This is a genomic window from Desulfovibrio sp., from assembly GCF_014803725.1.
GTDB lineage: Bacteria > Desulfobacterota > Desulfovibrionia > Desulfovibrionales > Desulfovibrionaceae > Desulfovibrio.
On sequence record NZ_JAAVBE010000022.1, the window covers coordinates 14,811 to 35,706 of the forward strand.

The following is a 20,896-nucleotide window of genomic DNA, read 5'->3' on the forward strand; positions in this document are numbered from 1 at the left end:
CGGCCATGCTCATGGAAAATGCNGGCCATGTGGCCCTGGANGTNCTGCTCNGCCANTGCCCGGACGTGGCGGGCGCGCCCGTGTGGCTCTTCATGGGCAGCGGCAACAATGGCGGCGACGCCGCCTGNATCGNNCGCCTTTTGGCCGACCGCGGCGCGCAGCCCCTGCTCTTCCACGCGCGGCCGCTNNCGGATGTGGGCGNCGCGAGCGCCCTCCATCTCTCGCTCGCGCGNGCCAACGGGGTACGCACGGCGCCCCTTGCGGAACTTGACGCCGCCATCGCGGGCGNNCTCGCCNCCGGTGGCNCGCCGCCGCGCATCCTNGTGGACGGNCTGCTCGGCACNGGCTTTTCCGGCACGCTCAGGCCNGNCATGCAGGCCGCCATCGAGCAGNTGAACGCCCTTTCCGCGCGNCTTNCCGGCTGTTTCGTGCTCGCCGTGGACATCCCCTCCGGGCTNGANGCGGTGAGCGGGCGCCCCTCNCCNGTNGCCGTGCGNGCCCACGCCACNGTGAGCCTNGCCGCNGCCAAGCCNGGCCTCGTGCTGCCGCATGCCGCNCCCTGGGTGGGCGCGCTCCACNTGGGCGACATCGGCATGCCGGCGCCGGNGCGCCGGCCNGTGCGCCANTANCTGCTNGACGGGCANGCCCTTGGCGCGCTCCCGNAGCCNGCGCCGGAAAACTATAAAAACAGCTTCGGGCATGTGCTCGTCATTGGNGGCGCCCCNGGCCTTTCCGGCGCCGGGCANNTGGCGGCGGCNTCGGCCCTGCGCNCGGGCGCGGGCCTNGTGAGCGCNGCCGCGCCGGCAAGCGCCCTTGCNGCCATCANGAGCGGCTGGCCCGAGATCATGACNGTGGNCCTCGGCCCGGAGNACGCCGAACGCTGGCCCCGGGAGCTGCCGGAAAACCTGCTCNCCGCGCTGGGCCGNGCCACNGCGCTCGCCGTGGGGCCGGGCATGGGCCGAGGCGAGGATGCCGCNGCCTTTCTCGCGGCGCTNNTNGCGCTCCCTGNNCGCCCNCCNNCNGTCATCGACGCGGACGCGCTCATCCTGCTTTCNCGCGAGCCTGCGCTTTNCTCCCGCCTNACNNGCGCNGANNTCCTCACNCCGCATCCCGGCGAGGCGGCNGCGCTNCTCGCCACCGACACNGCCNNTATCCAGGNGGACCGCCCCGCGNCCCTCGCCGCCCTGTGCGGGCTCTCCCCGGCCGCTGTCGTCCTCAAGGGNGCCGGCACNTTGGTGGGNCANGCCGGGGCGCCGNTCTTCCTTTCGCCCTATGCGGTGCCNGCNCTCGCCATGGGCGGTTCNGGCGANGTGCTNGCGGGCTGNATNGCGGCCCTGCTCGCCCAAGGCAGCCGNCAGGGGGNCNCGGCCCTGCGCGNGGCGGCCGTTGGCGTTGCCCTGCATGCNCTCGCCGGGCGCGAGCTCGGCCGGGCCTTCCCGNCNCGCGGCTGCCGCGCCTCGGAGCTGGCNGACGCNCTGCCGCATGTGCGNGCNGGGCTTGCGCCCGCAATCCNNCGNCGNNTGGGAGCGGCGCATGCCATGGCCCGCGTGAGNTTAAAGAACCTTGAGGATACANAGCGCTTNGGGCNCCTGCTCGGGGANCTTTTGCCGGCCTCCGGCGTGCGCGCGCTCCTCCTGCGCGGCGGCCTCGGCAGCGGCAAGACCACNCTCACGGCNGCGCTCGTNCGCGCGCTCCCGGGCGGGGACGANGCCGAGGTCTCAAGCCCCTCCTTCACGCTCTGCAATATCTACCCCACCACGCCCNCCCTNGTGCACTGCGACCTNTACCGCTCGCCCGGNCANGCGCCNGAGGAGCTNNNGGACGCNCTNGACGNCGNNGANNCNCTNGCGGTGGTGGAATGGNCCGANAGCCTNGANNCCNNCCTNCTNCCCGAGGATTTTCTGGACATCTCCTTCAAGATGGAGGATGATGCGAGGCTCCTGCTCCTCAAAGGTGNCGGCCCCCGCGGCGAAGCCCTTGCCGNCGCGCTGNCCNGGGCATNGCCTGACGGCGCCCCGGNCACCGGCCACTGAGGAGCACGGCCACAGGCTCCCGCAGGCGGCGGCATGCCGCGCAATGGCTAACCGGGGTTGGGCATGAAGATTCTGGTGCAAAAGTTCGGCGGCACTTCGGTGGCGACGCTGGAGAGCATGAAGATGGTGCGCGGCAAGGTNNTGGACGGCCTNGCGCGCGGCAACAAGGTCATCGCCGTGCTNTCGGCGCGCGCCGGCGAGACCAACCGCCTNCTGGCGCTGGCCGACGAGTGGTCGCCCGCGCCGGACAGGGCGGAATGCGATGTGCTCGTCTCCACCGGCGAGCAGGTCTCCATCAGCCTCTTCACCATGCTGCTCAAGGATGCGGGCNTAAGCGCCCGTTCGCTNNTNGGCTGGCANNTNCCCATCACCACGGANGACGATTTCGGGCGCGCGCGCATCATCGCCATCAACAGCGAGGANNTGCGGCGCCTTTTCGAGCATTANGACGTGCTGGTGGTGGCCGGCTTCCAGGGCGTGACCGCCGACGGCCGCATCACCACCCTCGGNCGCGGCGGCTCGGACACTTCGGCCGTGGCGCTCGCCGCGGCGCTGGATTCCGCGGACTGCGAGATCTATACCGACGTTGACGGCGTCTANACCACCGACCCCAATATCTGCTCGGCCGCNCGCAAGATGGAGCGCGTGGCCTATGACGAAATGCTGGAAATGGCGAGCATGGGCGCCAAGGTGCTCCACATCCGTTCCGTGGAGTTTGCCAAGAAGTACAAGGTGCCCGTGCATGTGCGCTCCACATTCACCGACGACCCCGGCACTCTCGTCACCCAGGAGGATTCCAGCATGGAAGCGGTTCTTGTTTCCGGCATCGCATATGACAAGGATCAGGCCCGCGTGACCCTGCGCGACGTGCCCGACGTGCCCGGCATGGCGGCCGCCGTTTTCGGCCCGCTNTCGGAACGNGGCGTGCTCGTGGACATGATCGTCCAGAACACGAGCCTNGACGGCCACACGGACATGACCTTCACCATCACCCGCAAGGANCTNCCCCAGACGCTGGAGATCATGGANGAGGTGGCCCGGAAGATCGGCGCCTCGGAAGTGCTGCACGACGTGAGCGTGGCCAAGGTGTCGGCCATCGGCGTGGGCATGCGCAACCATTCGGGCGTGGCCGCCCGCGCCTTCGCCGCGCTGACCCAGGAGGGCATCAATATCCTCATGATCAGCACGTCGGAAATCAAGATCACCATCCTCATCCAGGAGAAGTATGTGGAGCTCGCCGTGCGCATCCTCCACGACACCTTCGGCCTGGACTGGGACCTCGGCTAGGCCCGCATGGACAGTTTCAAGAGACGGGGAAGCGCCCCGCAAAGAGCCGGGCGCCCCGTGGGGGCATGGCGCGGACTCGGTGCCCTGCTCGCGCTGCTGCTTCTGGGCGGCTGTTCACGCCTGCTCTCCATCGTGGACCCGTCGGCCTTCTGAGCCGCTTCAGTCCTGGCTTTCCAGCGCGCCGTCCTGCTGCGCCGGGGCGTCAGCTTGCGCGGGCGCGCCACTGACCACCGGGGCGCCGGCCGCGCCGTTGCGGCCCCTCGCGCGCTTGGCCTCTTCCTCCTCGCGCAACGCGCGCCTGAGCACCTTGCCCACGATGGTCTTGGGCAGCTCCTCCCGGAATTCCACGAGGCGCGGCACCTTGTAGGACGCGAGCCGCGCGCGGCACCACGAGACCACATCGGCCTTGGTGAGCGCCTCCCCGGGCTCCGGCACCACATAGGCCTTGAGGGTTTCGCCGCGCATGCTGTCGCTGATGCCCACGGTCACGGCGTCGGCGATCTTCGGGTTCGCCAGCAGCACCTCGTCCACCTCGCGCGGGTAGACATTGTAGCCGCCCACGATGACCATGTCTTTCTTGCGGTCCACGATATAGAAGTAGCCGTCCTCGTCCATGGTGGCGAGGTCGCCGGTATAGAGCCAGCCGTTGCGCAGCGCGTTGGCCGTTTCATCGGGCCTTTTCCAGTAGCCCTTCATCACCTGCGGGCCGCGCACCACCATCTCGCCGAGCTTGCCGGGCGGCAGCGAAAGGCCCCCGGCCTCCATGTCCACGATGCGCGCGTCCGTGCCGGGGATGGGCATGCCGATGGAATTGGCACGCTGCCCCTCCTTCCCGAACGGGTTGCAGTGGGTGATGGGCGAGGCCTCGGTGAGCCCGTAGCCCTCGAGGATGGACGCGCCCGTGACCTCCTGGAAACGCAGGAACACATCGCGCGGCAAGGGCGCCGAGCCGGAAACGCAGATCCTGATGCTGTGCAGGTTGTAGCGGGCGAGATCCTTCTGCTGCAGCAGGGACATGTAGATGGAGGGCGCGCCCGGGAAGACCGAGGGCCGGTATTTCGCGATGAGCTTGAGCACGTCCTGCGGCACATAACGGGGCAGCGGCAGCACCGTGGCCGCGATATAGACCGGGATGATGAGCGAAATGGTGAGCCCGTAGACATGGAAGAAAGGCAGGAGCGAGATGAAGGTCTGGTGCTCGCTCGCCTTGATATTGATGATGTCCAGCACCTGGCGGCAATTGGTGCCGATATTGGAATGCGTAAGTTCCACGCCCTTGGAGATGCCCGTGGTGCCCCCTGTGTACTGGAGCAGCACAAGGTCGTCCTTCGGCGAGGCCACGGGCTCGGAATGGCGCTCCGCCCCCCGCGTGAAAGCCCCCCAGAAATGCACCGCGCTGTCGTTGCGGGGCACGTCAGGCCGGTTGCGCCGCTCCTTCAGGCGGTAAAGCAGATTGAGAGGAAAGGAGAGCGCGTCCGCGATGCCGGTGACGATGAAGTTGCGGACGGGGAGCCGATCGCGCAGGGCCGCCACGCGCGGCCAGAGCAGGTCGAGCAGGATCATGTGGCTGGCGCCGGCATCCGTGAGGTTCTGGACCAGCTCCTTCTCCATGTAGAGCGGGTTGGTCATCACGGCCACGGCCCCGGCCTTGAGCGCGCCCCAGAAGGCGATGATGGTCTGCGGCAGGTTGGGCAGCATGATGGCCACGCGCTCGCCCGGGCGCACGCCCATGCGCCTGAGTGCGCCGGCGAAGCGCTCCGCCCTTTCGCGCAGAGCCCGGTAGGTGATGCGCGTGTTCTGGAAGATGACGGCGAGCCTTTTGGGATAGGCCTCGGCCGCGTCGTCGAGCATGGCATAGAGGGGCCTGTCCCAGAGCTTGACCTCATGGGGCACGAAATCCTCATAATGGGCGAGCCACGGCCGCAGCACATCAGTATCCATGCTTCAATCCTTCGCGGGGCGCAGGGCGCTCACGAGGGCCCAGGCCTTGATGCCTTCGACGCGGCCGGTGAAGCCCAACCCCTCCTCGGTGGTGGCCTTGAGGTTGACCTCGTCGCGCGCGAGCCCGAGCAGGGCGGCCACGTTGTTGCGTATCTCCTCCCGCCAGGGGGAAAGGCGCGGCTTTTGCGCCACCACGGTGAGATCCACATGGCAGAGGCGTATGCCGGCGCCGGCGGCGAGCTCCAGCACGCGGTCGAGCAGGATGGACGAGGAAATGCCGTCAAGGGCCGGGGCGCTGTCCGGGAAATGCTGGCCGATGTCGCCGAGGGCCGCACAGCCGAGGATGGCGTCCATGAGCGCATGCAGGAGCACGTCGCCGTCCGAATGGGCGAACACGGCGGGCGCCCCGGGTATCTCCACGCCGCCCAGCCTGAGCGGCCGCTCGCCGCCATAGCGGTGGACATCGTAGCCCAGGCCGTTGGAGGGGAGGAGCGCGGGCGCCTCCCTGCGCAGCAGGCCCAGGTCTTCGGGGTTGGTGATCTTCACGTTTTCCGCCTCTCCGGGGATGATGCGCACGGGCACGCCCAGGGCTTCCATGAGGGCCGCGTCATCGGTGGCCGGCGCGTCGGCCCGGGCGCGTTCGTGCGCTTCGCGCAGGAGCGCGGCGTCAAAGCCCTGCGGCGTCTGCACGGCCCGCAGGAGGGCGCGCGGCGGCGTGCCCGCGGCGAGGTCCGGGGCATCGGCATCCACCAGCTTGATGGTATCGGTGACAGGGAGGCCGGGGATGACGGCCGGGGCGCCTTCGGCAAGCGCGGTGCAAATGCGGCGCACGAGGGCGGCGCTCATGAAGGGGCGGGCGGCGTCATGGACGAGCACCTGTGGCACATGCCGCGGCACCGCGGCGAGCCCGAGGCGCACGGAATCCTGCCTTTGCGGCCCCCCGGCCACGGCAAGGCACGGGATGCCGAGGTCATCGCCGGCGCTGAGGGCGCCCACGCGCTGCGCTTCGGCCTCCAGAGCGGCCTCGGGAAAAACGAGGACGATGCCGCCCACGGCCCCGCTGTGGGCGAACACCTGCGCCGAACGCCAGTAGAGGGGCGCGCCCTCAAAGAGGAGGAACTGCTTGGGCCGCCCTTCCAGCGCCGCCGCGAGGCGGCTGCCGCTGCCGGCGGCGAGCAGCACGGCCCAGGGGAGACCCTCCCCGCAGTTACGGGGCGGCGGAGAGGAAGGCGGGGTCGAAACCATAAAACGCACGGGAGCCGGACGATAAGCCGGGTTCTGTCCCGCGCCGGGCGCAAGGCCTGGCGCAGTGACCGTCATTCCTCTAGGAGCGCGGTTGCCCGCGCCCTCAAGCAACCTACCCGGAAGGCATGGGCCGGGCCGGCCTCCTTCCCTACTTGGTCTTGCTCCGGACGGGGTATGCCGAGCATGCCGCGTCGCCGCGGCATCTGGTGGGCTCTTGCCCCACCGTTTCACCCTTACCACGCATGGCGTGGCGGTTTGCTTTCTGTGGCGCTGTCCGAGGGTCGCCCCTCCTGGGTGTTGCCCAGCGTCCTGCCCTGCGGAGCCCGGACTTTCCTCCCCGGGCCCGGGCAAATGCCCGGCCCGCAGCGACGGTCTGTCCGCCTCCCGTGCGCGGCCTTGTCGGAGGCGCGGCCGCTGCGCCACAACTGTTATTCGGCCGGGGCCTCTTCCGGCGCCTCCGCAGGCGCCGCAGGCTCGGCAGCCTCAGCGGTGCTGGCCTCGGCCGGTGCGGCTTCCTTGGGCTTGGCCTCCTCAAAATGCTCGCACCAGAAGATGAGACGCTGGCAGTTGGGGCAACTCTGGATCTGCTGGCCGCGCTGAAGGTCGATGAAGGCCTGCGGCGGCACCGCGATATTGCAGCCCGAGCACACACCCTCGCGCACGGCCACGATGACCGGGTGCTCCAGACGCTTGCGGATGAACTCGTAGCGCATGAATACCGGCCGCGGGATGGCCTTGCCCACGGTCTCGCGCTTCTTGCTGAGCTTCTCGAGCTGCTCCCGGGCCTGAGCAAGGCGCGCATCCAGCCCGGCGCGCGCGGCGTCGAGCTCGGCCTTCAGGGCGCCGTGCTCCTGGTCGCAATCCGCGAGGGCGCCTTCCTGGATCTGCAATTCCTCGAGGAGGGTAAGCTTTTCCTCCTCGCGGGTGCGGTTGATCTTCTCCATGCTGTCCATTTCGCGCATCATGGCATGGTATTCGCGCGTATTTTCCACCTGCATGAGCTTGTTCTTGCTCTTCTTGATGCGGGCGGAATCGTCGTCGATCTCGAGGGAGAGACGCTTCTTCTGCTCCTGCAGGTGGGAGAGCTTGTCCAGGATACGCGCCCGGCGCGCCTCCACAGCGGAAAAGCGCTTCTCCAGCTCTTCCAGTTGCCGGGGCGCGGCGTCGAGCTCTTGGCGCACGGCAAAGATTTCATCGTCCACCTTCTGGAGTTCGACAAGTTGTTGGATCTGGTCCAGATACACGGCATCGCTCATGGCGTTCCTCCTCGTCTCACAAAGCCGGGGCGCCGGCGTCCCCCGCGGCGCAGCGCGGGCGCAGGGGGGAGGCCGAGGCCACGAAGATGACCTCCAGCCCGGCAAACATGGCCGCGACCAAAAGGCCCATGCGGCGCATCATTTCTTCTTCAAGGCTGTGGTGGCCCACATCGAGGATGCCGATGCGGGTCTCCAGCGCGGTATGGTACTTGACGTCGCCGGTAATGAAAAGCCGGGCGCCGGCGTCCCGTGCCTCGCGCCAGAGCGACGAGCCCGAGCCCGTGCAATAGGCCACGCGCTCCACGCGCGCAGGCACCGGGCCGCACGCCGTGCCGCCCTGGAATTCCAGGTGACGCGAGAGCAGCGCGTTGAACTCCTCAAAGGCCATGGGCTTGGGCAAATCGCCGGCAAGCCCGTAGCCGAAGGGGAGCCTGCCGGGCTCCGGCGCGGGGGCCACCGGCTCGAGGACGGCCCGATTGCGGAGGTCGAGCTCGTCCGCCAGCCACGCCGCCGGCCCTGCGGCGTTGACATCAAGGGTGGTGTGCGCGGCATAGAGCGGCACATCTGCCCCAAGGAGAAGGCGCAAGACCTCCCAATAGGCGTCATGGTGCCGCGGCAAATCGGGCGAGAGCGAGAGCGGATGGTGGCTCAGGATGCAGTCCGCGCGGGCCGCGAGCGCGCGGCGCACGCAATCCGGCGTGGCATCGAGGCAGACGGCGAGCCTCGCGACCTCGGTGCGGGCGGAGGCCACCTGCAGGCCCGATTTGTCCCACGAGGCGGCGAACTCTGGCCTGGCGATGCGCTCTATGCCTGCGATAAGTTCGGTGAGTTGCATGCGGCTCCTGAAAAACGGCGCTCAGGCCTCTTGCGCCCGCAAATAGCGCACAGCATTGGCGAAAAGCAGGGTTCCCGGCGGGGCGAGCTCGCCGCGCGTCCAGCCGGGATGGTTGGTGACGTGGTGGAAGGCTTCGGGATGCGGCATGAGCCCGAGCACATGGCCCGTGGGATCGGTGAGGCCCGCGATGGCGAGCGGCGAACCGTTGGGGTTCCAGGGGTATTCCTGCGTGGGCCGCCCTTCGGGGTCGGCATATTGCAGGGCGATGAGGTTTTCTGCCGCAAGACGCGCGAGGGTGGCCTCGTCGCGGCAGACGAGCTTGCCCTCGCCGTGGCGCACGGGCATGGCGAGCAGCGAAAGGCCGCGCGTGAACACGCAGGGGCTTTCGGGGTTGGGCAAAAGGCGCACCCAGCGGTCTTCAAAACGCGCGGAATCATTGTGCCCGAGCGAGGCCTGACGCTCGAAGCGCGCGCCGTCCAGCGCGGGCAAAACGCCGAGCTTGACGAGCAGCTGGAAGCCGTTGCAGATGCCGAGCACGAGGCCGCCGGCATCCAAGAATTCCTCAAGGCTCCTGAGCAGGGGCTTGCCCGCGGCGTCGCTCAACGAGCGCCAGCGCATGGCCGCCGTCTGGGCCGCGCCCAGGTCGTCCCCGTCCAGGAAGCCGCCGGGAAAAATGAGGAAATTATAGTCCGAGAGGCGGCACTCCCCGGAAATGAGGTCGGAAAAATGCACCACGTCCGCCCGGTCAGAGCCGGCAAGCCGCGCGGTGTGCGCGGTCTCCAGATGGGAATTGGTGCCGTAGCCGGTGATGACCAGGGTATTGACGGGCGCCATGAAGTTCTCCTTGCCGCTGCTATGCGCTGGACGGAAACACAGCCGCCCCGGCGGGGGCGCCCTGCGGATGCGGTGAGCCATCCCCGTGCTTCCTTACGCAAAGACGCCTGCGGTTTTTCCCGCAGGCGTCTCAAAAATGGCGCGCCCGAAGAGATTCGAACTCCTGACCTACAGGTTCGTAGCCTGGTGCTCTATCCAGCTGAGCTACGGGCGCGTAAGTGAACCTTTTATTCCTGACGGCGCGGGCTGTCAAGAAAAATCTGCGGGCTCGGCCCTAGTCCGCCTCGAGCGCGTTGACGGCCCTGGCGAGGCGGGAAATCTTGCGGGCGGCCTTCTTCCAGTGCACGGCGCCCTTGCCGGCCGCCTTGGCGAGCACGGAGGAGGCTTCGCTCAGCTGCTTTTGCGCGAGGCTCTTGTCATTGCCCTGAATGGCGGCGCGCACATCCTTGACGGCGTTCTTGACGCGGGTGCGCTGGGCGCGGTTGCGGGCGGCCCGCTTGAGGCTCTGCTTGTGCCGCTTGATGGCGGATTTATGATTGGCCACGTTCTTCCTCCACTCCTTGCGCTGCCGCCGCCGGGGACAAGCCCGCGCAATCTGTCGTTCCGCACGCGGCCTACGCCGCGATAGTGTTGCCAGAAATACGAATCAGGGTTCTTATCCGCATCCCCGGGGCTTGTCAAGCCCTTTCAGCCCGGGGCCGCTCATATCTGAAGGGCCGAAATGTCGGCCACGCGCGCCACGCGCGCCCCCAGCGCCCGCAACAGGGCGAGCCGGTTGCGGCGCAGGGCCGCGTCGTCGGCCATGACCATGACGCCGTCAAAAAAGGCGTCCACCGCGGGCCGGAGGGCCGCAAGCTCCGAGAGCGCCGCCGCCATGTCGCCTGCGGCGAGCAGGGCGTCAGCCTTCGGAAGCGCCTGCGCGAGCGCCCCGGCAAGGGCCTGTTCCGCCGGTTCCTGCAACAGGGCCGCGTCCCACTCGGCGGGGATGTCCTCCTTGCCGGCCTGCTTGCGGAGGATATTGTCCACCCGCTTGAAGGCCAGGAGCGCGCCCTCATTTTCCGCCCCGCGCACGAAGGCCGAGAGCGCGGCGAGGCGCGCGGCGCAGGCCGGCACGTCGTCCACGCCGGCGCCGAGAGCCGCATCCACGAGGATGGTGTCGTCGCCCTGGCTCACGAAATATTGCCGCAGGCGCCCGCGGAAGAACTCCATGAGCTTGTCCAGCGCCACCTCGGGCGCGAGCTTCCAGCGGCGCTCGCCGTAGAGCTTCCGCGCCTCGGCGAAGAGCGCGCGCACATCGAGGTGGAGGTCAAAGGCCAGAAGGATGCGGATGATGCCCAGCGCGCAACGCCTGAGCCCGTTAGGGTCGGCCGCGCCGGTGGGGATCATGTTCAACCCGAAGCAGCCGGCCAGCGTGTCCGCCTTGTCGGCGATGGAGAGGAGCGCCCCGGTGAGGCTTTGCGGCACGGGCGTCTCCGGACCGGCAGGGAGATACTGCTCCTTCAGGGCTTCCGCCACTTCCGGCGCCTCGCCCTTGTTGGCCGCGTAGATGCCGCCCATGATGCCCTGCAGGGTGTCGAACTCGCCCACCATGCCGCTCACGAGGTCGGCCTTGGAGAGGCGCCCGGCCCTGGCGGCAAGGGCGGGGTCGGCGCCGGGAACGCGCTCGGCGAGCCAGCGGCACAGCGCCTCGAGGCGGCGCGTCTTGTCGCCCATGCTGCCCAGGGGGCCGATGAAGATGACATGGTCAAGCTTGGCTAGCCAGGTGTCGAAGCTCTCGCGCGAATCCGCGCGCCAGAAGAAGCGCGCGTCCTCAAGGCGGGCGCGCAGCACCCGCTCCCAGCCGCGCTTGACCGTCGCCATGTCGCGCGGGGTCAGGTTGAGCACGGTGAGGAAATGCGGCAAAAGCGCGTCGTCCGCCCCCCGGATGCCAAAGCTCTTCTGGTGGCTCTCCATGCTCGTCAGGAGCACCTCGGCCGGCACTTCGAGATACGCGGGGTCAAAATCGGCGAGAAGCGGCACAGGATGCTCCACAAGGCCCTGCACCTCGTCGAGCAGGCCCTCCTTCCAGACCACGGTGCCACCCATGGCCGCCGCCTGGGCATTGCCGCCTTCGATGATGGTTTGCCGCCGCTTCGCCGGGTCGACCACGATGCCGCCGGCCTGTTCGGCCACGGCCAGATAGTCGGCCGCCGAGGGCACCTTGTGCGGGCCCTCGCCGTGGACGCGGTGGCCCCAGGTCTCCCGCCCCGACTCGAGATGGCCCACCTTGAAGGGCACCACCTCGCCGTCGAGCAGGGCGAGCACCCAGCGCAGGGGCCGGGCATAGGCGAGCGAATGGGCGCCCCAGCGCATGCGCTTGGCAAAGGGCAGCCCCTGGATGAGCTCCGGGCAGATCTCGGCAAGCAGCGCGCTTGCAGCGGCGCCGCCGCTGCGCTTCTTCACCGCCACGTATTCGCCCTTTTCGGTTTTTGTGCGGAAGACATCGGCCACATCCACGCCGTTGCCGCGGGCGAAGCTCTCAAGCGCCCTGGTGGGCGCGCCGTCCGGCCCGTAGGCCACGCGCGCGGGCGGCCCGACGATGACTTCCTCCCGCTCCCGCTGCACCGGGTCGAGCTCTTCCACCATGACCACGGCGCGCCGGGGCGTGCTCATGACGCGCACATTCCCGTACGCGAGGCCGGCCTTGTCGAGTGCGGCCGACATGCGGGCGGCGAGTTCGGCCTCCTCGCCGGGCAGGAAACGGGCGGGCAGCTCCTCGCTGCCGATCTCCAGCACAAAGGTCGCCATGTTACCTCCCGGCCTTTTCGGTGAGCAGGGGATAGCCCTGCTGCTCGCGCTGCGCCGCGTAGCGGGCGGCCACGCCGGCGGCAAGCGCGCGCACCCGGCCGATATAGCCGGTGCGCTCGGTGATGGAAATGGCCCCACGGGCATCAAGGAGGTTGAAGGTGTGGGAGCACTTCAGGCAATAGTCATAGGCCGGCCAGGGCAGGTCGAGCTCGAGCATGGCCTTGCATTCGCCCTCGAAATCGTTGAACTGCCGAAGCAGCATCTCCGCATTGCTGGCCTCGAAATTGTGGTGCGACTGTTCCACCTCGTTCTGGTGGTAGATGTGGCCGTACGTGACATCCTTGTTCCAGGCGAGGTCATAGACGGATTCCACGCCCTGCAGGTACATGGCAAGCCGCTCGAGGCCGTAGGTGAGCTCCACGCTCACCGGCGAAAGGTCGATGCCGCCCACCTGCTGGAAATAGGTGAACTGGCTCACCTCCATGCCGTTGAGCCACACCTCCCAGCCGAGGCCCCAGGCGCCCAGCGTGGGCGACTCCCAGTCGTCCTCCACGAAGCGGATGTCGTGGGCCGCCGGGTCGATGCCGAGCGCCGCCAGGCTTTGCAGGTAGAGCTCCTGCACATTGTCCGGCGAGGGCTTGAGGATGACCTGGAACTGGAAATAGCGCTGGAGACGGTTGGGGTTCTCGCCGTAGCGGCCGTCCGTGGGGCGGCGGGAGGGCTCCACATAGGCCACCTTCCACGGCTCGGGCCCGAGCACGCGCAAAAAGGTGCTCGGGTTGAAGGTGCCGGCGCCGCATTCCACGCCGGAGGGCTGCTCGATGACGCAGCCCTGCGCCGCCCAGTATCGCTGAAGCGTAAGGATGACATCCTGAAAATACATGATTCTCCCTCTTGCGGCCCCCAGCCGGGGAAGGCCCGCGCCGCCGCAACTAACGCGTCACACGCGGCGGAAACGGCCGTTCTCCCAGGCGAGGCCGAGATGGTACTGCACAAAGCCGTCGATGAGCCGCGCACAGGCGCGCCGCTCGGGCGCGGAAAGCGCCTCCGCCGGCCATGCGGACGGGAAAGTTTGCTGCACGGCGCGCAAAACGTCAAGCCCGGCCCGCGAGACCTCCACACAATAGCGCGTTTCGGCGAGCGGGCGCTCCGCACGGCAGCGCGGGCAGAGCAACAGGCCCTCGTCCACCACGAAGCTCGCCCTCTCTTCCACGTCCGCGCCGCAGAGGCCGCACTGGCCGAGATTGGGCGCAAAACCCAGGGCGCCGGCGAGCCGCAGCCGGAAAAACAGCGGCAGCAGCACCGGCACCGGGCGCCCGTCTTCCAGCAGTTCGCGCAGGTCTTCGAGAAGGGCGAAGCTCTCGGGGGCGGCTTCGCCGTCCACGCCCAGGGCCTCGAGAAAGCGCAGGCAGTTGGCGGCAAGGCCCATGCGCCGCCAGTCGGCGCGCAGGCCGCGCGGGCCGCGCAAAAGAGCGGCCTCCTCGAGGTTGAGGAAGTCCCCGCGGCCTGACACCTTGACCCGGCATTGCAGGGTGTTGAACACATCGAGGCAGCCGCAGAAACGCCGGCGGCTGCGGCTCGCCCCGAAGGCGAAGAGCGTCAGCGCCCCCCGGCCGCGGCAAAGGAGCCGGAGCCAGAGGTCAGATTCGCGGAAGTGCCCCATGCGCAGCACCACCGCCTCGTCCTGCCACTCGTTCACTGGCCGTCTTGCGGCGGGAAGGTAAGCGTCCTCACCTGGCCCGACTGCCCGGCCGGCGGCATGCTCTGCCCGTCATAGCGAATGCGCACGCCGCCGGCATTGCCGAGCTTGAGCTCGAGGCTCCGGGCGAAGGTGAGCGCGAAGGTGTCGCCCTTGCGCAGGGAGAACTGGCGCGTGTCCGTCTTGTCCGCGTTGGAGTGGATCCAGCATTCTTCCGTGGCCGTGATGATGACCTTGTGCTGGCCCGGGGCTGCCGCTTCGTCGCCGGCCTGGGCCGGAGCGGCGGCTGTCTCCTGCCCGGGAACGGAAGAGGCGCCAGCCGTGGAAGCCGCGGGAGTGGCCGCTGGCGCGCCCTGCTCTTCCTGTCGGGATGTCACAGCTGCGGGCCGGGCGGGCTCGGTGCGCGCGGGGGCGGCCTGCTGGCCGGCTTGCGGGGCCGGTGGCGCCGTTTCGTCGCGCTGCGCCTGTGGCTGGACCTGCTGCACCGGCGCCGCCGGGGCGGGCTGGGCGCTGCGGGGGCTCTGCGGCCGCGCGCTTTCCGCCTTTTTCACCGGCTCCACCACGGGCGCTGGCTGTGCGGAGCTGAGCGGCGGCGAAGGCTGCGCCAGGCGCTGTTGCTCCAGCCCGGAGAGCAGGGGCAGGCCCCAGCGCCAGCCGGCATAGGCGCCCGCGGCCACCAGCAAGAGGACGAGGATAACGAGCGCCCCCTTGCCGCCGCTGCCCCCCCCGCTGTGTCGGGTGGCCGGGGCCGGTTCGGCCATGTGGAGGGGCGCCTTGGGCGCCGCCGCTTCGGGGGCGCTCACGCCGTTGAGCGCGTTGTGGATCTCCTCGGGCGACATGCCGAGATAGGCCGCATAGGAGCGGATGAAGCCCCGCGCATAGGCGGGGTGCGGCAGGGACGCGGCATCGCCCTCCTCCAGGGCGCGCAGGTGGCGCGCGCTGATCTTGAGATGGTCGGCGGCATCCTCGATGCGCAGGCCGCGCCGCTCGCGTTCGGCGCGCAGGGCCGCGCCCAGTTCGTCAAAGTTCATCACAGTCCCTTGCCGCGGGGCGGCTTTCGCCCGCGCGGGCTAGTTGAGCCTGATGTCGATAACGGCCTTTTCCCGCAACTGGCGGGAATAGTCTTCAAAGCGGCCCTTGGCCTTGGGCTGGCGCAGGATGGCGTCGATCTGCGGGGTGGCTTGCTCCAGCGTCAGCGGCGTTTCCGCGCCGCCGCCGGGCCGGAAGAGATGCACCTGCGCCTTGTGGCCCTGGATCTCGAAAAGTTCGGTCACGTCCCCGGGCCTCATTTGGGAGAGCCGCCCTTCCCACTCGGGGTTGAGCCTGTCCCACTCCACCGGGCCCATGTCGCCGCCCTTGTCCTTGTTGGGCGCGATGGAGTACTTGGCGGCCGCCTCCTCGAAGCTCAGCTTGCCGGCCTTGATCTGCGCGGCCACGGCGGCGGGGTTGGCCTTGGGATGGTAGACGAGCAGCCCCATGCGCAGGCCGTTGCGGTCGAACATGGTGTCCTTGTGGGCCTCGTAATAGGCCTTGATCTCGTCCGGCGTGACCACCACGCGCCGGCCGACCTCCATGCCCATGACCTTCTGCCGCAAAAGGCTCTTCTCGATATTGGCCCGGATGCCCGCGAGCGGGATCTTCTGCTGCTTGAGCTGGGCCTCGAACTGCTCCTTTGTGAGCTTGCGCGCGAGCATCATGCGCTTGAGCTCGTTGTCCACCTCGGCCTCGCTCACCGTGACCTTGAGGCGCTTGGCCTCCTGCGCGATGAGGATGTCCATGATCATGAGGTCGAGCACCTTGCGGAAGACCGCGTCCACGGCCTTGGCCTGCGCCGGGTCATTGGGGTTGAGCCGCGCGCGGGCGAGTTCGGGAAGGGCCTCTTTCTGGAGGTCGAACATGGTGATGACCTGGCCGTTGACCACGGCCGCCACCTTGTTCAACTGGGCCGCGGAAGCGCCCTCAAAGGCGCCGCAGCAAAGGATGCAGAGAAGGGCGATCAGGAACGCCGGGAAGAGAAGACGCATTTTCACCAGAGCTCTCCTTGCTCCGCACGCGAAGGAATGGCCCTTCGCGCGCAACGGGTCAGGCGGGCGCCACCGGGGCGCAATGGGATGTCGGCTTCCATGCCTACTGCAAAAGGCGCCCGGTGGCAATCACCGGGAAAATCTCCGCTAGCGGCCGGCGGATCGGGGCGCCGGACGGGCGGCCCCCCTGTGCCGGGCGCCCCTGTGCGCGCCGTCCCTGCCGTCCGGCACGTCTTCCTGCACAGCGGCTGCGGCTTCGTCGGCAGTAGCGGCGGCATCATCCTCTCTGCCCTGCTGGCTCTCGGGACGGTCGAGCTCGTCGCCCTCTTCCGGCTCCTCGGTGACGAATCCCGGCAGGCCCGGGGTGAGTAGCGATTCTTTAAGCTCCGGCGCGACCAGTATCTCGGAGCGGCCGAGGTTCGCCTCCAGCCACTCCCCGAAGGCCGCGGATTTTTTTTCCTCCAGCAGGATGGCCTCGATGAGGGGATAGGCCTCAGTGAGTTCCAGCGCGTGGCCCTTCTGGCGCCCGGCGAGCGCGATGGCCCGCCATTCGCCGTCCTGCTGGCGGGGTTGCCCGCAGGTGCCGGGCTTGAGCGATGCGGCCTCCTTGCGCCAGGCCGGGGGCACTTCATCGGGCTGCACCTCGAGGCATTGCGCGAGCGCGCCGGAATCGCTGGCCGCCGCGCCCGAAAGCACCGCGAAATCGGCCTCGGCGTCCGCCTCGGGCCGCTCGCGGAAGCGCGCCGTGAAGGACTGGCAATAGGCGGCGAGCGCTTCTTTCTCCGGGGCGGCGGCGAAGCAGACATCCAGATAGCCGGGCAGCACGAAGTCCCCCTTGTGCGCCTCATAATACGCGCGCGCCTCGGCCATGGAGACCTGGATGGCCGGCAGGAGCACCCGCTTCCTGAAGACCTCCATGGCGAGGTGGTCGCGCATGAGCGCCTTCCAGTCGGCTTCGCGCAGGGAGGAGGCCGTGAGGAACTGCTCGAGGCCGCCGGGCCCGAAATCCTCGCGCACCTGGTCCACCGCGTGCTCGAGGGCCGCATCGGTGACGGCCATGCCCCGGCGCTCGAGATCCTGGCGCACGAGGGTATGGACGATGAGGGTGCCCAGGGCGCCGCCGTAGCGGCTCTTCATGGCTTCGAGCGAAGGCCGGTGCGGGATGCCCAGCGAGGAGGAGCGGCTGTCCATGAGCGCCTGCACGGCGGAAAGCCGGATGGGCTCGCCGTTGATGCTCGCCACCACCCCGTCGGGCAGCCGGCTTTCAAAGCAGCCGGCGAGCGCCAGCGCACACGCCAGCACGCAGACGAGCGCAAGGCCGCGGAAGGCACGCCCCGTCATGCGGCACCTCCTGCGGCGGCCGCGGCAGCTTCCGAAGACTCATCGGGGATGGCTTCAGAGACGGCCGGGGGCGCCAGCCTCGGGGCGCGCACCTTTTCGAGCAGGGCGCGCACGGCGGCGAGACCTTCGCTGAAGGGCACATCCTCTGAGACCGGGAGGGAGAGCCCGGCCGGCGGATGCAGCTTGACCCCGGGCTCGCTGGCGGCGAGCTCTACGATGCGTTCGGGCGAAACGGCGGTCTGCCCCTGAGCCCAGACGAGACGCACGCTGTTGCGGTGGATGTCGGCCTTCTGCACCTGAAGCTCGGTGAGGAATTCCTTGAAGTCCAGCACGGCGAGGAAGTTGCGGAACTCCTCGGGGAAGGCGCCGAAGCGGTCGCGGATGCCGAGGGCCACTTCCTCGCGGGCCGCGCCCCCCACGGCCGATGTCAGGGACTTGTAGCAGCGCAGGCGCTCGCGGCCGTCATCAATATATGTGGCCGGAATGTGCGCCGGGAGCCCGAGGTTGAGCTCGGTCTCGGCGGCGAGGGCCGCGGGCGTGCCCTTAAGGCGCGCCACCGCCTCCTCCAGCATTTCGAGGTACAGGTCAAGGCCCACGCGCGTCATGTGGCCGGACTGCACCTCACCGAGGATGTTGCCCGCGCCGCGCAGGCGCAAATCTTCCATGGCCACCTGGAAGCCGGCGCCAAGATAGTCCATGTCGAGGATGACGCGCAGGCGCTCCTCCGCCGTTTCCGTGAGGCGCGAGGCGTCGGGCACCACGAAGAAGGCGTAGGCCTGCCGGTCGCTGCGGCCCACGCGGCCCCGCAGCTGGTAGAGCTGCCCAAGGCCGAACATCTGCGCCTGGTCCACGACGAGCGTGTTGGCGCGGGGAAAGTCCAGCCCGGACTCCACGATGGAGGTGCAGACGAGCACATCGAGCTCGCCGTGCCAGAACTTGCGCATGGTGGCCTCGAGCTCGGCCTCGGCCATCTGGCCGTGCGCCATGCCCACGCGCGCGTTGGGCGCGAGCTTGTGCACATATTCGGCCACGCGCTCCAGCCCCTGCACACGGTTGTACACCCAGAACACCTGGCCCTCGCGGTCGAGCTCGCGCTGGAGCACCTTGCGCAGGGTGGCGTCGTCGCGCCCGAGCACCGCCGAGGCCACGGGCTTGCGGTCCTGCGGAGCGGTCTCGATGATGGAGAGCTCGCGGATGCCGGACATGGAGAGCTGGAGCGTGCGCGGGATGGGCGTGGCCGTGAGCGTGAGCACGTCCACATTCTTTTTCAGGGCCTTGAGCTTTTCCTTGTGGCGCACGCCGAAGCGCTGCTCCTCGTCGAGGATGAGCAGGGCGAGGTTCGGGAGCTTCACGTCGTTGGAGAGCAGGCGGTGCGTGCCGATGAGGATGTCGATCTGCCCGGCCTCGGCGGCCTTGAGGGTCTCTTTCTGCTTGGCGCGGGGCACGAAACGGCTGAGGAGCCCCACATTGATGGGGAAGCCCGCGAGACGCGCCCGGAAAGTCTGGTAATGCTGCTCGGCGAGCACCGTGGTCGGGCAGAGCAAGGCCACCTGCCGCCCCTCGGAGGCGGCGCGGAAGGCCGCGCGCAGGGCCACCTCGGTCTTGCCGAAGCCCACGTCGCCGCAGACGAGGCGGTCCATGGGGCGCTCGCCGTCCATGTCATCGAGCACGTCCTGGATGGCGCGGGCCTGGTCGGGCGTCTCCTCATAGCCGAAGGTGGCCTCGAACTCGCGGAAGAGCTCGCCCGGCGGGTCATAGCGGAAGCCCTTGGCGACCTTGCGGTAGGCGTACATCTCCACGAGGTCGGCCGCGATCTTTTCGATGGCCTTGCGGGCCTTTTCCTTGCCGGCCGCCCAGGAGGGGCCGCCCAGCTTGTCGAGGGGCGGCTCCGCGCCCTCGGCGCCCTTGAAGCGCTGGATAAGGCCGAGACGGTCGGCCGGCACATAGAGCTTGTCGTGGCCCGCGTATTCCAGCAGGAGAAAGTCATTGGCCGCGGCATTGACATCAAGGTGGTGCAGCCCGGCGAAGCGGCCGATGCCGTAATCGCGGTGGACGAGCAGGTCGCCCTCTTTCAGGCTCTCGAAGCTGTCCAGCCCCTTGAAGGCGCGGGTCGCCGCGCGGTGCGTTTTTTCGGCGCGCGGATAGAGGATGTCCTCGCCGAGGACGAGGCTATCGTCCCAGACGAGTTCCGCGCCGCCGCGAAAGGGCGAGATGAGCGCGAACAGACCCGCCTGCCCCGGGGCGTAGCGCAGGGCCGGGACGATGCCGTCCTGCTCCGCCAGCTTGAGGAACTTGTTGCGGCCGCGCTCGGAAGAAAAGCTGAGGATGACCTGGCGCCGCTCGCGCTGCCAGGCCTTGAGTCCGGCGGCCAGGTGCTGCCAGGGCCTGTCCTGCGCGCCGGGCGCGGGAAAGAGCTCGGCGAACTGGTGCAGCGGCCGCTCCTGCAGGGAGACGCCCCGCGCCTCCACGCCCACCACCAGCGGCTCGTCGAAGACGCACTGAAAGCCGTTCCACGGCGCGGGCTGGGAGGAGCGGCGGAACACCAGGCTCGCGGGCTGCGGCAGGGCCGCGTCCTCTTTCTCGAGCTCTTCCTTGAGGCTCTGGCGCACGGCGTGCAGGGCCTCGGCGCTGTCGGCCTCGCCGGGGAGGAGCCACAGGCTCTCGGGGGGGAGCCAGTTCTCGAACAGGCTCGCCTTTTCCCACAGGAGGCCGGGCAAGAGGCCGGCGCCGCCCTCCTCCAGCGCCTTGCGGTAGGTGTAGGCATCGTTCTCGCTGATGCGGCCCTCGCGCACCAGGGTCTCACAGCGCGCGCGGGCGGCGTCACGCCCCTTGGGGTCCAGCGGCAGCGGGCTCGCTGGCAACAGGGTCAGCTCCTCCACATTGCGCAGGGAACGCTGGCTCTCGGCATCAAAAAGCCGCATCTCCTCGATGGAGTCGCCGAAAAATTCCAGGCGCACCGGGCGCCCATAGCCGGGGGCGTAAATATCGAGGATGTCGCCGCGGCGGGCGAGCTCGCCGGGGCGCGTCACCATGCTCACGCGCTCGTAGCCCCATTCCACGGCCTGCTCGATGATGAGCTCCGGCGAGAAGTCCATGCCCAGCGCAAGATCGAGGCTGCGGCCGCTGAAGAAGTCCGTGGGCATATAGCGCGGGATGAGGCTCGCCACGGAGGCCACCACGCAGCGCGGCCTCCCCTGGGCGAGCGCATAGAGCGCGGCAACGCGCCCGCTCCAGCCGTCGCGGTCGGCCCAGTCGCGCAGGCGCGGCATGACCAGCAGCGGGCGCTCCCAGACCGCGGCGGCCACGTCGCCGTCACCCACGGAAAGCTCGGGGAGGAAGAGGCGGGCCAGCGCCGAGGCCGTGTGCAGCTCTTCGCGGCCGCGGGCGAGCAGCACGGCCGTGCGCCCGGAAGCCAGCGCCTGGGCGGCCAGGCGGCAGCGCGTCGCCATGCCGCTGCGCTCAAGGTAGATCCTGTTTTCGGCGCTGGCGAGGATGGCGTCAAAATCCTGCATGGGAGCCTGCGAGGGAGGAAACGAATAGGGAGTGGAGGCCGCGGCCGGCGCCTTGGCCGCCCTGCGGAAACGCGCACAAGACCGGGAGCGCGCCAAGACGCC

Annotated in this window: 14 protein-coding genes, 1 tRNA gene, 1 other RNA gene and 1 pseudogene; 2 read left to right on the forward strand and 15 right to left on the reverse strand. The window is 69.1% G+C overall.

The genetic code is table 11. The features are described from left to right. The first annotated feature begins 11 nt into the window (after positions 1-11). Positions 12-2,033: pseudogene (locus HDR50_RS08160) on the forward strand (NAD(P)H-hydrate dehydratase). A gap of 63 nt (positions 2,034-2,096) precedes the next feature. Next, positions 2,097-3,320, forward strand: a complete 1,224-nt coding sequence (locus HDR50_RS08165; protein ID WP_291357643.1) for an aspartate kinase — start codon at positions 2,097-2,099, stop codon at positions 3,318-3,320. A gap of 159 nt (positions 3,321-3,479) precedes the next feature. Here the strand turns inward: HDR50_RS08165 and HDR50_RS08170 are convergent, their stop codons facing one another. From HDR50_RS08170 to mfd, 15 genes are all read right to left on the reverse strand, one after another. Beyond that, on the reverse strand, positions 3,480-5,261 hold the full coding sequence (locus HDR50_RS08170; protein WP_291357644.1) for a long-chain fatty acid--CoA ligase: 1,782 nt from the start codon (positions 5,259-5,261) through the stop codon (positions 3,480-3,482). A 3-nt stretch (positions 5,262-5,264) separates the two neighbouring features. After that, positions 5,265-6,443 carry a 2-C-methyl-D-erythritol 4-phosphate cytidylyltransferase gene (gene ispD / locus HDR50_RS08175; protein ID WP_291357645.1) on the reverse strand — a complete coding sequence of 393 codons (1,179 nt, stop codon included), beginning with the start codon at positions 6,441-6,443 and terminating at the stop codon, positions 5,265-5,267. A gap of 69 nt (positions 6,444-6,512) precedes the next feature. Further along, an RNA gene (rnpB, locus tag HDR50_RS08180) (RNase P RNA component class A) lies at positions 6,513-6,891 on the reverse strand. A gap of 43 nt (positions 6,892-6,934) precedes the next feature. Further along, on the reverse strand, positions 6,935-7,762 hold the full coding sequence (locus HDR50_RS08185; RefSeq protein WP_291357646.1) for a C4-type zinc ribbon domain-containing protein: 828 nt from the start codon (positions 7,760-7,762) through the stop codon (positions 6,935-6,937). Between the two features lie 16 nt (positions 7,763-7,778). Next, positions 7,779-8,597: a Nif3-like dinuclear metal center hexameric protein gene (locus HDR50_RS08190; RefSeq protein WP_291357647.1), complete on the reverse strand. Its 819-nt coding sequence runs from the start codon at positions 8,595-8,597 to the stop codon at positions 7,779-7,781. Positions 8,598-8,618: 21 nt separating this feature from the next. Further along, entirely contained in the window at positions 8,619-9,431 is an 813-nt protein-coding gene (locus tag HDR50_RS08195; protein ID WP_291357648.1) for a phosphoribosylformylglycinamidine synthase subunit PurQ, read from the reverse strand. Positions 9,432-9,568: 137 nt separating this feature from the next. Next, positions 9,569-9,645 (reverse strand) — tRNA-Arg (locus tag HDR50_RS08200). Between the two features lie 60 nt (positions 9,646-9,705). Continuing rightward, positions 9,706-9,975: a 30S ribosomal protein S20 gene (gene rpsT / locus HDR50_RS08205; RefSeq protein WP_291357649.1), complete on the reverse strand. Its 270-nt coding sequence runs from the start codon at positions 9,973-9,975 to the stop codon at positions 9,706-9,708. 158 nt (positions 9,976-10,133) lie between these two features. Continuing rightward, positions 10,134-12,218 carry a glycine--tRNA ligase subunit beta gene (gene glyS / locus HDR50_RS08210; RefSeq protein ID WP_291357650.1) on the reverse strand — a complete coding sequence of 695 codons (2,085 nt, stop codon included), beginning with the start codon at positions 12,216-12,218 and terminating at the stop codon, positions 10,134-10,136. A 1-nt stretch (position 12,219) separates the two neighbouring features. Continuing rightward, positions 12,220-13,101: a glycine--tRNA ligase subunit alpha gene (gene glyQ, locus HDR50_RS08215; RefSeq protein WP_291357651.1), complete on the reverse strand. Its 882-nt coding sequence runs from the start codon at positions 13,099-13,101 to the stop codon at positions 12,220-12,222. Positions 13,102-13,158: 57 nt separating this feature from the next. Continuing rightward, entirely contained in the window at positions 13,159-13,917 is a 759-nt protein-coding gene (gene recO, locus HDR50_RS08220; protein WP_291357652.1) for a DNA repair protein RecO, read from the reverse strand. Continuing rightward, complete coding sequence (locus tag HDR50_RS08225; protein WP_291357653.1) at positions 13,914-14,948, reverse strand: RodZ domain-containing protein; 1,035 nt, start codon at positions 14,946-14,948, stop codon at positions 13,914-13,916. The genes recO and HDR50_RS08225 overlap by 4 nt, the downstream gene beginning before the upstream one ends. A 39-nt stretch (positions 14,949-14,987) precedes the next feature. Beyond that, a complete protein-coding gene (locus HDR50_RS08230) occupies positions 14,988-15,941 on the reverse strand; it encodes a SurA N-terminal domain-containing protein (RefSeq protein ID WP_291357669.1) in 954 nt (317 codons plus the stop codon). Positions 15,942-16,088: 147 nt separating this feature from the next. Continuing rightward, complete coding sequence (locus HDR50_RS08235) at positions 16,089-17,282, reverse strand: peptidylprolyl isomerase (RefSeq protein ID WP_291357654.1); 1,194 nt, start codon at positions 17,280-17,282, stop codon at positions 16,089-16,091. Then, the gene (gene mfd, locus HDR50_RS08240; RefSeq protein WP_291357655.1) at positions 17,279-20,794 is read right to left on the reverse strand and encodes a transcription-repair coupling factor; all 3,516 of its coding nucleotides are present in this window, start codon (positions 20,792-20,794) and stop codon (positions 17,279-17,281) included. Before mfd ends, HDR50_RS08235 begins: the two co-directional genes overlap by 4 nt. Positions 20,795-20,896 lie beyond the last annotated feature (102 nt).

Coding starts and splice junctions, on each gene's coding strand:
- HDR50_RS08170 (WP_291357644.1), bottom strand. CDS start 5,261: ATGGATACTGATGTGCTGCGGCCGTGGCTCGCCCATTATGAGGATTTC.
- HDR50_RS08185 (WP_291357646.1), bottom strand. CDS start 7,762: ATGAGCGATGCCGTGTATCTGGACCAGATCCAACAACTTGTCGAACTC.
- HDR50_RS08190 (WP_291357647.1), bottom strand. CDS start 8,597: ATGCAACTCACCGAACTTATCGCAGGCATAGAGCGCATCGCCAGGCCA.
- HDR50_RS08195 (WP_291357648.1), bottom strand. CDS start 9,431: ATGGCGCCCGTCAATACCCTGGTCATCACCGGCTACGGCACCAATTCC.
- glyS (WP_291357650.1), bottom strand. CDS start 12,218: ATGGCGACCTTTGTGCTGGAGATCGGCAGCGAGGAGCTGCCCGCCCGT.
- glyQ (WP_291357651.1), bottom strand. CDS start 13,101: ATGTATTTTCAGGATGTCATCCTTACGCTTCAGCGATACTGGGCGGCG.
- HDR50_RS08225 (WP_291357653.1), bottom strand. CDS start 14,948: ATGAACTTTGACGAACTGGGCGCGGCCCTGCGCGCCGAACGCGAGCGG.
- HDR50_RS08230 (WP_291357669.1), bottom strand. CDS start 15,941: ATGCGTCTTCTCTTCCCGGCGTTCCTGATCGCCCTTCTCTGCATCCTT.
- HDR50_RS08235 (WP_291357654.1), bottom strand. CDS start 17,282: ATGACGGGGCGTGCCTTCCGCGGCCTTGCGCTCGTCTGCGTGCTGGCG.
- mfd (WP_291357655.1), bottom strand. CDS start 20,794: ATGCAGGATTTTGACGCCATCCTCGCCAGCGCCGAAAACAGGATCTAC.